The 11,635-nt window shown below is 68.2% G+C and carries 11 protein-coding genes and 1 tRNA gene; 7 read left to right on the forward strand and 5 right to left on the reverse strand.

Annotation, left to right across the window (positions count from 1 at the left end; genetic code table 11):
• The first annotated feature begins 1 nt into the window (after position 1).
• The 3 genes from ASF45_RS10370 to ASF45_RS10380 are packed head-to-tail and all read left to right on the forward strand — an operon-like array spanning position 2 to position 3,929.
• Positions 2 to 1,693 (forward strand): tannase/feruloyl esterase family alpha/beta hydrolase, encoded by a 1,692-nt coding sequence (locus ASF45_RS10370; protein ID WP_056661055.1) that lies wholly within the window; start codon positions 2 to 4, stop codon positions 1,691 to 1,693.
• Between the two features lie 23 nt (positions 1,694 to 1,716).
• Positions 1,717 to 3,426 carry an acyl-CoA dehydrogenase family protein gene (locus ASF45_RS10375; protein ID WP_056661058.1) on the forward strand — a complete coding sequence of 570 codons (1,710 nt, stop codon included), beginning with the start codon at positions 1,717 to 1,719 and terminating at the stop codon, positions 3,424 to 3,426.
• A 17-nt stretch (positions 3,427 to 3,443) separates the two neighbouring features.
• Complete coding sequence (locus tag ASF45_RS10380) at positions 3,444 to 3,929, forward strand: MarR family winged helix-turn-helix transcriptional regulator (protein ID WP_056661061.1); 486 nt, start codon at positions 3,444 to 3,446, stop codon at positions 3,927 to 3,929.
• Between the two features lie 10 nt (positions 3,930 to 3,939).
• Here ASF45_RS10380 and sodC read toward each other — a convergent pair whose 3' ends face one another.
• Positions 3,940 to 4,461, reverse strand: a complete 522-nt coding sequence (gene sodC / locus ASF45_RS10385; protein ID WP_056661064.1) for a superoxide dismutase family protein — start codon at positions 4,459 to 4,461, stop codon at positions 3,940 to 3,942.
• A 191-nt stretch (positions 4,462 to 4,652) separates the two neighbouring features.
• Between sodC and ASF45_RS10390 the strand changes: the two genes are divergently transcribed.
• Together ASF45_RS10390 and galU are read left to right on the forward strand one after the other, a co-directional pair.
• Complete coding sequence (locus ASF45_RS10390; protein WP_056661068.1) at positions 4,653 to 7,532, forward strand: valine--tRNA ligase; 2,880 nt, start codon at positions 4,653 to 4,655, stop codon at positions 7,530 to 7,532.
• Between the two features lie 103 nt (positions 7,533 to 7,635).
• Positions 7,636 to 8,538 (forward strand): UTP--glucose-1-phosphate uridylyltransferase GalU, encoded by a 903-nt coding sequence (gene galU / locus ASF45_RS10395; protein ID WP_056661071.1) that lies wholly within the window; start codon positions 7,636 to 7,638, stop codon positions 8,536 to 8,538.
• Between the two features lie 36 nt (positions 8,539 to 8,574).
• On the opposite strand, the gene ASF45_RS10400 is transcribed toward galU, so the two are convergent.
• The 3 genes from ASF45_RS10400 to cysM form a co-directional block, all read right to left on the reverse strand.
• Positions 8,575 to 8,802, reverse strand: coding sequence for a sulfurtransferase TusA family protein (locus ASF45_RS10400; protein WP_056661115.1), 228 nt, complete (start codon positions 8,800 to 8,802; stop codon positions 8,575 to 8,577).
• Between the two features lie 41 nt (positions 8,803 to 8,843).
• Entirely contained in the window at positions 8,844 to 9,359 is a 516-nt protein-coding gene (locus tag ASF45_RS10405; RefSeq protein WP_056661075.1) for an NUDIX domain-containing protein, read from the reverse strand.
• A 63-nt stretch (positions 9,360 to 9,422) separates the two neighbouring features.
• Positions 9,423 to 10,325: a cysteine synthase CysM gene (gene cysM / locus ASF45_RS10410; protein WP_056661079.1), complete on the reverse strand. Its 903-nt coding sequence runs from the start codon at positions 10,323 to 10,325 to the stop codon at positions 9,423 to 9,425.
• Between the two features lie 42 nt (positions 10,326 to 10,367).
• On the opposite strand from cysM, the gene ASF45_RS10415 reads away from it, so the two are divergent.
• Positions 10,368 to 10,452, forward strand: a tRNA-Leu gene (locus ASF45_RS10415).
• A gap of 320 nt (positions 10,453 to 10,772) precedes the next feature.
• Here the strand turns inward: ASF45_RS10415 and ASF45_RS10420 are convergent.
• Positions 10,773 to 10,970: a DUF2892 domain-containing protein gene (locus tag ASF45_RS10420; protein WP_056661118.1), complete on the reverse strand. Its 198-nt coding sequence runs from the start codon at positions 10,968 to 10,970 to the stop codon at positions 10,773 to 10,775.
• Positions 10,971 to 11,175: 205 nt separating this feature from the next.
• Here ASF45_RS10420 and ASF45_RS10425 point away from each other — a divergent pair, with 205 nt between their 5' ends.
• Entirely contained in the window at positions 11,176 to 11,544 is a 369-nt protein-coding gene (locus ASF45_RS10425; protein ID WP_156472943.1) for a hypothetical protein, read from the forward strand.
• Positions 11,545 to 11,635 lie beyond the last annotated feature (91 nt).

Here is an 11,635-nt window from a genome sequence, read left to right on the forward strand (position 1 = left end):
GATGCCGAAGAGCAATTTCACCCTCGCCGCCGCGCTCGCGCCGGCCCTGCTGCTGGCCGCCTGCGGCTCGGGCGACGACGACCTGCCGCAACTTGCGGCGGCCACGCCGGCCACGCTGCTGTCCTGCACCGATCTCGCGGGCAAGATCGCGTTCGCCAACACCACCATCACGGCGGCGGAATCCATCGCGGCCGGCACGCTCAAGATCGCCGGCAAGGACGTGCCCGAGCATTGCCGCGTGACGGGCCGCATGTTCGACCGCGTGAGCGCCGTGGACGGCCAGAGCTACGCCATCGGCTTCGAGATGCGCATGCCCAAGAGCTGGAACGGCCGCTTCTTCTACCAGGCCAACGGCGGCCTGGACGGCAGCGTGGGCACGGCCGCCGGCGGCATCGGCGGCGGCGGTCCGCTGGACAACGCGTTGAACAAGGGCTTCGCCGTGCTGAGCTCGGACGCCGGCCACGCCGGCTCGCTCGGCCCCTTCTTCGGCCTGGACCCACAGGCCCGGCTCGACTACGGCTACCAGGCCGTGGGCAAGCTCACGCCCATGGCCCGCAGCGCCATCCTGGCCGCCTACGGCAAGGCGCCCGACCGCTCTTACCTCGGTGGATGTTCCAACGGCGGACGCCACGCCATGGTGGCCGCCTCGCGCTATGCCGAGCAGTACGACGGCATCCTCGCCGGCAACCCGGGCACGCGGCTGCCGCGCGCGGCGATCGCCAACATCGCGGGCGCCAAGACCTATGCCGCCCTCGCAACGACGGCGGGCAACCTGGGCACCGGCTTCACACAGGCCGAGCGCGTGCTGGTGGGCCAGGCCGTGCTGGCCAAGTGCGATGCGCTCGACGGCGCCAGCGACGGCCTGGTGCAGGACACCGCGGCCTGCCAGGCCGCATTCGACCTGGCCCGTGATGTGCCCACCTGCGGCGGCGCACGCGACGGCACCTGTCTGAGCGCGGACCAGAAGGCCGGCATCTCGGCCCTGTTCAAGGGCGCCACGACCGAGAGCGGCACCAAGATCTACGCCAGCTTCCCGTACGACAACGGCCTGCAGACCACGGGCTGGGCCGGCTGGAAGTTCAACAACTCGCTGACCCTGGACACGGGCGCCGTGGGCTTTGTCTGGCAAGTTCCGCCGGAGGACCGCAGCAGCTTCAACGGCACCAGCTTCGCGCTCACGGGCAACCTGGACAGCATGCTCGCCAAGGTGCAAGCCACCAACGCCACCTACACCGAGAGCGCGCTGTCGTTCATGCTGCCCACCAACTACGGCAAGCTGCCCGCACTGAAGGACCGCGGCGCCAAGCTGATGGTCTACCACGGCACGGCCGACCCGATCTTCTCCAGCGACGACACGGTGGACTGGTACCAGACCTTGCGCCAGGACAACGGCGGCGATGCCTCCGACTTCGCCCGCCTGTTCCTCGTGCCCGGCATGAACCACTGCGCCGGCGGCCCGGCCACCGAGCAGTTCGACATGCTCGAGTCGCTGGTGAACTGGGTCGAGAAGGGCGTGGCCCCCGACCGCGTGATCGCCAGCGCACGCGGCGCCGGCAATGCCGGCGGCGTGAATGCCGATGTGCCGGCGGACTGGGCCGCCGACCGCAGCCGCCCGCTGTGCCCCTACCCCCAGGTCGCCCGCTACAACGGCAGCGGCAGCCTGGAACTCGCGAGCAGCTTCAGCTGCAAGTAAAGCCTTTCCCGCACCGAATCGCCATGGACTACCTGCCCCGCCCCGACGACACCCGTTTTCTGCTGCACCAGGTGCTGGGCGCGGGGCTGCAGTGGCGCGCCTTGCCCGCCTTCGCCGAGGTCGACGATGCGCTGGCGGACCAGGTGCTGGAAGAGGCCGGCAAGTTCGTGGCCGCGGCCATCGCGCCGCTGAACCGCAGTGGCGACGAATTCGGCTGCCGCTTCGAGGCCGGCGCGGTCACGGCCCCGCCCGGTTTCCGCGACGCCTACCAGGCCTTCTGGCAAGCCGGCTGGCCGGCCCTGTCGGCCGATGCGGCCCATGGCGGCCAGGGCCTGCCAGCCGTGCTCGAGGCCGTGCTGTACGAGTGGCTGTCCGCCGCCAACCACGGCTTCACGATGGCGCCGGGCCTGCTGCACGGCGCCTACGAGTGCCTGAAGCACCACGGCAGCGCGGAGCTCCAGCAACGCTACCTGGCCAAGCTCGCCACCGGCGAATGGCTGGCGACCATGTGCCTGACCGAGGCCCATGCCGGCAGCGACCTGGGGCTGGTGCGCACGCGTGCCGTGCCGCAGGCCGATGGCAGCCTGCGCGTGGACGGCAGCAAGATCTTCATCTCGGGCGGCGAGCACGACCTCTCCAGCAACATCGTGCACCTGGTGCTGTGCCGCCTGCCTGATGCGCCGCCCGGCCCCAAGGGCCTGTCGCTGGCGCTGGTGCCCAAGCTGCTGCCGGACGGCGGCCGCAACGCGGTGTTCTGCGAGCGCATCGAGGAGAAGATGGGCCTGCACGGCAGCCCCACCTGCGCGATGCGCTTCGAGCAAGCGGCGGGCTGGCTGATCGGCGAACCCGGCCGTGGCCTGGCCGCCATGTTCGTGATGATGAACGCGGCCCGGCTGCATGTGGCGCTGCAGGGCATCGGCATGCTGGACGCGGCCTGGCAGAAGGCGAGCGCCTATGCCGCAGAGCGCCGGCAGATGCGCGCGCCCGGTGCGCCTGGCCCCGACCCCAGCCCGATTGCCGAACACCCCGCCATCGCCCGCATCCTGGACACCCAGCGCGCCTGGATCGACGGTGCGCGCCTGCTGGCCTACCGCACCGGCCTGCGGCTGGACCTGGCCCGCCATGGCGAAGACCCCAAGGCCCGCGCCGCGGCGCAACGCTGGTGCGCGCTGGCCACGCCGGTGCTCAAGGCGGCCTGCACGCAGCAGGGCTTCGAGGGGGCGAGCGCCTGCCTGCAGGTCTTCGGCGGCCACGGCTACGTGCGCGAATGGGGCGTCGAGCAGCATGTGCGCGACGTGCGCGTGGCCATGCTCTACGAAGGCACGAACGAGATCCAGGCCATCGACCTGCTGGTGCGCAAGGTGCTGCCGGACGCGGGCGCGGATTTCAGCGCGATGCTGCTGGAACTGCGCGACGAACTCGACGCCGCGCGCGAGGCCGACGCCGACGCCCAGCGCCGCCTGGCCCAGCTGCGCTACCTGGCCACCAGCGTGGCACTGGCCGCCCAGGCCCGGCCGCGCCTGGCCTACGAGGTGGCCGACGACTTCCTGCGCGTGACCGCGCTCGCGCTGCTGGCCTGGGCCTGGGCGCGCATCGAGGCCAGCGCAGCGGGTGACGCACGCTGGGCCCAGCCCGCCGCCGCGTTCCGGCGCTGGGTGTTGCCCGAATTCGACATGCGGCTGGGCATGGTCAAGCAGGCGGCACAGGCCGTGGCCCAGGCGGCCGCGGCTTGAGCGCCACAATCGCCCGCATGCCCCGCGCACGCAAGACCTCCACGCCCCCTGCCCCCACGAACGCCGAGCCGCTGGACACCAGCGTGCTCGAAGGCCTGATCGGCTACAACGCGCGCCGCGCCGCCATCGCCATCGGCGGCGTGTTCTTCGAGCGCATGGCGCCCTACGGACTCACGCAGGCCGATTTCTCGGTGCTGGCGCTGCTCGCGCACAACCCCGGCGCCACCTCGCGCCAGCTCTGCGCCACGCTGGACATCCTGCCGCCCAACTTCGTGAACCTGATCGCCGCGCTGGACCGGCGCGGCCTGATCGAGCGCCGGCCGCACCCGCGCGACGGACGCGCCGTCGGCCTGCACCTGACCGAGGCCGGCCATGCGCTCGCGCAGGAGACCGAGAAGGTCGTCGTGGAACTGGAGAACGAGCTCGCCGGCCGCCTGACAGAGCGCGAACGCGCGACCGTGCAGCGGCTGCTGCAGAAGTTCTACCTGCGCGCGGAGCGCTGAGCGCCGGGCCTCAGTCGCCGATCACGCCGCAGGCGATGCGCGCTCCGCCACCGCCCAGCGGGGCCGGGTGGTCGGCGTGGTTGTCGCCGCCCGCATGCACCATCAGCGCGCGCTTGCGCACATCGGCCAGCTTCAGGCGCGGGCCCAGCACGGGCGCGGTGGCACTGCCGTCGGCCGCGACGAACAAAGGCGGCAGATCGCCCAGGTGGCCGTCGCCCCAGGGCTCGCCATGCTTCTTGCTGCCCGCGGGGTCGAGGTGGCCGCCCGCGCCGCCGGCCGGCACGACATTGCCGGCGCTCTCGCTGGGGGCGCACGAGGGGTTCTCGTGCACATGGAAGCCATGCAGGCCGGGCGGCAAGCCCTTGAGCATGGGATAGAAGGCCAGGCCGTAGGCCGTCTCGACGATGCGGACCGTGCCCACGTCGGCGCCCGCGCCCTGCTTCTCGGCGATGCCGAGCGGCACCGTGATCTCGGCGGCCCAGGCCACCGAAGCGGCCAGCAGCGCGGCAGCTGCAACCAGCGTATGTTTCATCGAATCTCCCTGCTCGTCCGTTGAAAGAAGGATGGCTGACCGACAGCGCCGGGCCGCCGCTTGGCTGGCGGCATGGTACACAGCACGGCCTGCAGCGCTCCGACGCCCCGGCGCGCAGCCCCTAAAATCCCCGCCTTCGCGTTCCCGCCCCGCAGCGCCCTTGCCGGCACTGCCTCCCGTCTGGATTCCCCATGAGCGACACCCCCGAACAACCCGGCCTGGCCGAACTGTCCAAGTCCTTCGAACCCGCCGCCATCGAGGCCCACTGGGGCCCCGAGTGGGAGCGCCGTGGCCTCGGCGCCGCGGGCGTGCGCGGCACCGGCGTGCCCGATGCGAACGCGCCCTCCTTCGCGATCCAGCTGCCGCCGCCCAACGTCACGGGCACGCTGCACATGGGCCATGCCTTCAACCAGACCATCATGGATGCGCTGACGCGCTACCACCGCATGGCCGGTTTCAACACGGCCTGGGTGCCCGGCACCGACCATGCCGGCATCGCCACGCAGATCGTGGTGGAGCGCCAGCTGCAGGAGCAGGGCATCAGCCGCCACGACCTGGGCCGGGCCCAGTTCACGGCCAAGGTCTGGGAATGGAAGCAGCAGTCCGGCAACACCATCACCACGCAGATGCGCCGCATGGGCGACAGCGTGGACTGGAGCCGCGAGTACTTCACGATGGACGACAAGCTGTCCAAGGTGGTGACCGACACCTTCGTGAAGCTCTACCAGCAGGGCTTGATCTACCGCGGCAAGCGCCTCGTGAACTGGGATCCCAAGCTGCAGTCTGCCGTGTCCGACCTGGAGGTCGAGAGCGAGGAGAAGGACGGCTCGCTGTGGCACATCGCCTACCCGCTGGCCGATGGTTCCGGCAGCCTCACCGTGGCGACGACGCGGCCCGAGACCATGCTGGGCGACGTGGCCGTGATGGTGCACCCCGAAGACGCGCGCTACCAGCACCTGATCGGCAAGACGGTGATCCTGCCGCTGGTGGGCCGCGAGATCCCGGTCATCGCCGACGACTATGTCGACAAGGAATTCGGCACGGGCGTGGTGAAGGTCACGCCCGCGCACGACGTGAACGACTACGCCGTGGGCCAGCGCCACAAGCTGCCGATGATCTGCGTGCTGACGCTGCAGGCCACCATCAACGACCAGGCGCCCGAGAAGTACCGCGGCCTGAACCGCTTCGTGGCGCGCAAGGCCATCGTGGCGGACCTCGAAGCCCTGGGCGCGCTGGTCGAGACCAAGAAGCACAAGCTCACGGTGCCCATCTGCACGCGCACCGGCGAGGTGGTCGAGCCCATGCTGACCGACCAGTGGTTCGTGGCCATGACCAAGGTGTCGGAGCAGGATCCCACGGGCAAGAGCATCGCGCAGAAGGCCATCGATGCGGTGAAGAGCGGCGAGGTGCGCTTCGTGCCCGAGAACTGGGTCAACACCTACGACCAGTGGATGGGCAACATCCAGGACTGGTGCATCAGCCGCCAGCTCTGGTGGGGCCACCAGATCCCGGCCTGGTACGACGAGGACGGCACCGTCTACGTGGCGCGCAACGAGGCCGAAGCACAGGCCCAGGCGCCGGGCAAGACCCTGCGCCGCGACGAGGACGTGCTGGACACCTGGTATTCCTCGGCCCTGGTGCCGTTCAGCACCATGGGCTGGCCGGAACAGACCGACGCGCCCACCGACGACTACAACCTGTACCTGCCCTCCACCGTGCTCGTGACCGGCTACGACATCATCTTCTTCTGGGTCGCCCGGATGATCATGATGACGACCCACTTCACGGGCCGCGTGCCGTTCAGGCACGTCTACATCCACGGCCTGGTGCGCGACGCGCAGGGCAAGAAGATGAGCAAGTCCGAGGGCAACGTGCTGGACCCGGTGGACCTGATCGACGGCATCGCGCTGGCGCCGCTGCTGGACAAGCGCACCACCGGCCTGCGCAAGCCCGAGACCGCACCCCAGGTGCGCAAGAACACCGAGAAGGAGTTCCCCGAGGGCATCCCGGCCTACGGCGCGGACGCGTTGCGCTTCACCTTCGCGGCGCTGGCCTCGCTGGGCCGCAGCATCAACTTCGACAGCAAGCGCTGCGAGGGCTACCGCAACTTCTGCAACAAGCTGTGGAACGCCACGCGTTTCGTCCTGATGCACTGCGAGGGCCGCGACTGCGGCCTGGCCGAGCACACCAAGGAGCAGTGCCAGCCCGGCGGCGAGTTCCACGGCTACATGCACTTCAGCCAGGCCGACCGCTGGATCAGCTCGGTGCTGCAGCAGGTCGAGGCCGACATCGCCAAGGGCTTCGCCGAGTACCGGCTGGACAACGTGGCCAACGCGCTCTACGACTTCGTCTGGAACCAGTTCTGCGACTGGTACCTGGAGATCGCCAAGGTGCAAATCCAGGTCGGCAGCGAGGCCGAGCAGCGCGCCACGCGGCGCACGCTGATCCGCACGCTGGAGGCGATCCTGCGGCTCGCGCACCCCATCATCCCGTTCATCACCGAGGCGCTGTGGCAGAAGGTCGCGCCCGTGGCCGGCCTGCCCGGCCCCTCGGTCGCCGTGGCCAGGTATCCGCAGGCCCAGCCGGCCAAGATCGACGAGGCCGCCATCGCCCACATGGCCAAGCTGCGCTCCGTGGTCGATGCCTGCCGCAACCTGCGCGGCGAGATGAACGTTTCGCCCGCGACGAGGCTGCCGCTGTACGTGGTGGGCGACGCCGAGTTCATGCGTGGCGCCGCACCCGTGCTGCAGGCCCTGTCCAAGCTGGCCGAGGTCAAGGTGTTCGACGACGAGGCCGCCTGGCAGGCCGCTGCGCAATCGGCCCCCGTGGCCGTGGTCGGCGAGGCGCGTCTGGCGCTGTACGTGGAAGTGGACGTGGCAGCCGAGAAGGCGCGCCTGGGCAAGGAGGTCGCGCGCATCGAGGGCGAAATCGCCAAGGCCAACGGCAAGCTCTCCAACGAGGCCTTCGTGGCCAAGGCACCGCCGGCCGTCATCGAGCAGGAAAAGAAGCGCGTGGCCGACTTCGGCGCCACGTTACAGAGGCTTCAAACACAACTTGTACGATTGGGCTGACAGCAGCGCACCGTTTCGGATGGCATATGCATTGCTAGCCGAACGGTATGCTGCCGCGTTTTTTGTGCTTCCCAATCCTCGATAGAAAGAGAACTGCATCACCATGTCCAGCTACCAGAAGACCGTCACCAAAGCCGTGTTCCCCGTTGCCGGTCTCGGCACGCGTTTCCTGCCTGCCACCAAGGCCCAACCCAAGGAAATGCTGCCGGTGGTGGACAAGCCACTGATCCAGTACGCGGTCGAAGAGGCCTATGCGGCTGGCATTCGTCAGATGATTTTCGTGACCGGACGTAACAAGCGCGCGATCGAAGACCACTTCGACACCGCCTACGAACTCGAGAGCGAACTGGAAACCGCCGGCAAGAAGGAACTGCTGGCCCTGGTGCGCTCGGTCGCGCCGGACGACATGAACTGCTCCTTCGTGCGCCAGCCGCGTTCGCTGGGCCTGGGCCATGCCGTGCTGTGCGCCGAGCACCTGGTCGGCAACGAGCCCTTCGGCGTGCTGCTGGCCGACGACTTGATGATCGGCCCCTCGGGAGGCAAGCCCGTGCTGGCGCAGATGACGGATGCCTTCAGCCGCCTCGGAACCTCGCTGCTGGCCGTGCAGGAAGTGCCGCTGGAGCAGGTGCGCCGCTACGGCATCGTGGCCGGCGAGAAGATCACCAACATCGAAGGCGGCCGCCTCACGCGCGTGAGCCATATGGTGGAGAAGCCGGCGCCTGAAGCCGCACCCTCGCGCATGGGCGTGGCCGGCCGCTACATCCTGACGCCGGCCGTGTTCGGCCACATCCGCAACCAGGAGCGCGGCGCCGGTGGCGAGATCCAGTTGACCGACGGCATCGCCGGCCTGCTGAACACCGAGATCGTCCATGCCTTCGAGTACGAGGGCAAGCGCTTCGACTGCGGCAGCAAGCACGGCTTCCTGGAAGCCACGGTGGAACTGGCACTGCAGCACCCGGAAGTCAGCAAGGGCTTCCGCGAATACCTGAAGACCCTCGCGATCTGAACCCTGCATGCCGGCGCCCAATCCGGGCGCCAGGCTTCAGCGCCGCCGTAGCACGTGGATGAATTCGGTGCCGACGGTGCTTTGCTGCACCAGTTCGTTGCCGGTCTGCTTGGCGAAGGCCTGGAAGTCGCGCATCGAGCCCGGATCGGTCGCCACCACGCGCAGGAGCTTGCCGCTGTCCATGTCGCTCAGGGCCTTCTTGGCCTTGAGAATGGGCAGCGGGCAGTTCAGGCCGCGGGTGTCGATTTCCTTGTCGATGCTGATGTCGGTGTCCATGGGGCTCCTCGCAATGCGGCGGATTCTAGTCAGCGCTCCAGGTACTGCGGCGTGATGCCGCGCGAGAGCAGCCACTTGGCCAAGGCCTGGCCGGTGCCGGCGCGCCAGCACTTCACGTCCTCCAGCGCATAGAGCCGGTAGTCCACGAGCTCGGGCGACAGGCGCACCTCGCCGTGCGCCTGCGCGTGGTAGGCGATGATGACCTGGTTCATGCGCTGGAAGTCGTAGACGCCGACCAGGTCCAGCGCGCTGACTTCCAGCGCGGTCTCTTCCTGGATCTCGCGCCGGATGCCCTCCTCGGGCGATTCACCGGCCTCCATGAAGCCCGTGATCAGTGCGTACATCTTGCCGGGCCAGGCGGCGTTGCGCGCCAGCAGCACCTTGCCCTCGTACTCGATGATGGCGGCCAGCACGGGGGTCGGGTTGTTCCAGTGCGTGTAGCCGCAGGAGACGCAGCGCAGGCGCTCCTTGGCGCCGCCGTCCTCGAGCGAGGTGATCCACTCCAGCGGTGTCGCACACTGCGGGCAGAACTTGAATGGCTGCATGGTGATCCTTGAATTCTTTGCGCCTGGCGCGACGGCGCTGACCGCCTTCGGGCGGCCGGGCGGTCAGGCCGGAAAGACGCCGGTGGACAGGTAGCGGTCGCCACGGTCGCAGACCACGAACACGATGGTCGCGTTCTGCTCGCGCTGCGCGATCTGCTGCGCGACCCAGCAAGCACCTGCGGCCGAAATGCCCGCGAAGATGCCCTCCTCGCGCGCCAGCCGGCGGCACATCTCCTCGGCGTCGTCCTGGCCCACGTTGACCGTTTCGTCGACGCGCGAGGGGTCGTAGATCTTGGGCAGGTACTCCTGCGGCCACTTGCGGATGCCCGGGATGCGCGAGCCTTCGCTGGGCTGGGCACCGATGACCTGGATCGCGGGGTTCTTCTCCTTGAGGAAGCGCGACACACCCGTGATCGTGCCCGTCGTGCCCATGGCGCTCACGAAGTGCGTGATGCGGCCCTGCGTGGCCTCCCACAGTTCGGGGCCCGTGGTCTCGTAGTGGATGCGCGGGTTGTCGGCGTTGGCGAACTGGTCCAGCACGCGGCCCTTGCCGTCACGCTGCATCTGCTCGGCCAGGTCGCGCGCGTACTCCATGCCGCCGCTCTTGGGCGTCAGCAGCAGTTCGGCGCCGAAGGCCTTCATGGTCTGCGCCCGCTCGATCGACAGGTCCTCCGGCATGATCAGCACCATGCGGTAGCCCTTGATGGCGGCCGCCATGGCCAGCGCGATGCCGGTGTTGCCCGAGGTGGCCTCGATCAGCGTGTCGCCCGGTTGGATGTCGCCGCGCTCCTCGGCACGCCGGATCATGGACACGGCGGGCCGGTCCTTGACCGATCCGGCCGGGTTGTTGCCCTCGAGCTTGCCCAGCACCACATTGCCGCGGGCCTTGTTGTCCGCAGCGCCGATGCGCTGCAATGCCACGAGCGGGGTGCGGCCGATGGCATCTTCAATCGTCGGGTATTGCATGGCCGCACTGTGCCATAATTTCAGGCTGCCCATGGCGGCTATGCCCGGGTGGTGAAATTGGTAGACGCAGGGGACTCAAAATCCCCCACCGAAAGGTGTGCCGGTTCGATTCCGGCCCCGGGCACCATTCGTTTTCTTGTTTCAAATCAACAAGTTACCGAAGCACCACAGAAACCGAACCGCAGACCCAACGCGGAGCGCGTTCGATCGATGCTTTTCACGCCACGCGTGGCCGTGTAGCGTCCCCCAAAGGCCCCTCTAGACAGATCGTCACCACCATGAAGCCTGCAGCGGACCCGGCGGGCGCGCCAACAGGCAAGGACGATTTGATCAGTCCAGAGTGACCAGCGTGACGTACATCTGGAGCAAGAGCCAGAGAACGCCAGCGAGGACACCGAGGCTCAGCACGAACGACAGCATGCGTCGCAAGGTGACGCGCCACATGCTTCAGCGACGTGCGCAAGAGCGCAGACCGAAGACGGCATATAGCGGGCATGTACCGATGATGCCGGTCAGCAGCGGCACCAAGCCCACATAGCCCCACGGTCCAATCGCGTCCATGCCCACAAGCGCGAGCAAAACAACGCCACCGAGCACGCGCAGGCTGCGATCAATGGCACCGAGGTTACGGGAGAAGAGCGACATGGGCGCCTCCATCAGTTCGACCAATGCATCCTGCGCCACCCGTCTTCGAACTCGTCTGCGCTGGATCAAGCCAAGCCCTCGCTCCGGCCGAGAAATTTTGTTGGCAACGCCGCGTGAGACAACGTCCCGAAACTTGACGTAACGCAAGGCGGCATCCGCGGTGCGCTCTAAGGTGGCGGAAAACGGACAACCGAAGGGCCCTGCAATGCACCCTCCCCGCACCATCCTGCTTCATCTGGACGAGACAACGCGTTCTGTGGAGCGACTCCGCTTTGCGCACTCGCTGGCTGAAGCACTAGACGCCAATGTCGTTTGCCGGCCATGTTCCATGTCGGAGCTCATGCTTTACCCGTTCACGATCGGCGCAGGAGCACAGGCGGTGGAGCTCATGCGCCAGGCACAGGAGGCCAGCCGTGACCGCCTGTACCGCCTGTTTAGCGCAGAAAGCCGTGGCTCGCCACGTCTACGATGGGCCGAATCTGACAACGCCGATCCGTGGAGCTTCTCGCGATACACCCTCTACGCTGACCTCATGGTGCTGGGCCAACGCGACCGCAGCGATCCCATGTGTTGATTTCCACGCAGAACTGACCCACCGCCACGGGTAATTTCCGTCCAAATCTGACCCACGTAAGAACCCTAACCTGCTGCTTTTAGTGGCAGGA

It is taken from the genome of Pseudorhodoferax sp. Leaf265 (assembly GCF_001422365.1).
GTDB lineage: Bacteria > Pseudomonadota > Gammaproteobacteria > Burkholderiales > Burkholderiaceae_C > Pseudorhodoferax.

What these genes read in the sequence shown, in the direction of transcription:
- ASF45_RS10380 (WP_056661061.1), top strand. Translation starts at nt 3,444, where the DNA reads ATGCCCCGCGCACGCAAGACCTCCACGCCCCCTGCCCCCACGAACGCC.
- sodC (WP_056661064.1), bottom strand. Translation starts at nt 4,461, where the DNA reads ATGAAACATACGCTGGTTGCAGCTGCCGCGCTGCTGGCCGCTTCGGTG.
- ASF45_RS10405 (WP_056661075.1), bottom strand. Translation starts at nt 9,359, where the DNA reads ATGCAGCCATTCAAGTTCTGCCCGCAGTGTGCGACACCGCTGGAGTGG.
- galU (WP_056661071.1), top strand. Translation starts at nt 7,636, where the DNA reads ATGTCCAGCTACCAGAAGACCGTCACCAAAGCCGTGTTCCCCGTTGCC.
- ASF45_RS10375 (WP_056661058.1), top strand. Translation starts at nt 1,717, where the DNA reads ATGGACTACCTGCCCCGCCCCGACGACACCCGTTTTCTGCTGCACCAG.
- ASF45_RS10425 (WP_156472943.1), top strand. Translation starts at nt 11,176, where the DNA reads ATGCACCCTCCCCGCACCATCCTGCTTCATCTGGACGAGACAACGCGT.
- ASF45_RS10370 (WP_056661055.1), top strand. Translation starts at nt 2, where the DNA reads ATGCCGAAGAGCAATTTCACCCTCGCCGCCGCGCTCGCGCCGGCCCTG.
- ASF45_RS10420 (WP_056661118.1), bottom strand. Translation starts at nt 10,970, where the DNA reads ATGTCGCTCTTCTCCCGTAACCTCGGTGCCATTGATCGCAGCCTGCGC.
- cysM (WP_056661079.1), bottom strand. Translation starts at nt 10,325, where the DNA reads ATGCAATACCCGACGATTGAAGATGCCATCGGCCGCACCCCGCTCGTG.
- ASF45_RS10390 (WP_056661068.1), top strand. Translation starts at nt 4,653, where the DNA reads ATGAGCGACACCCCCGAACAACCCGGCCTGGCCGAACTGTCCAAGTCC.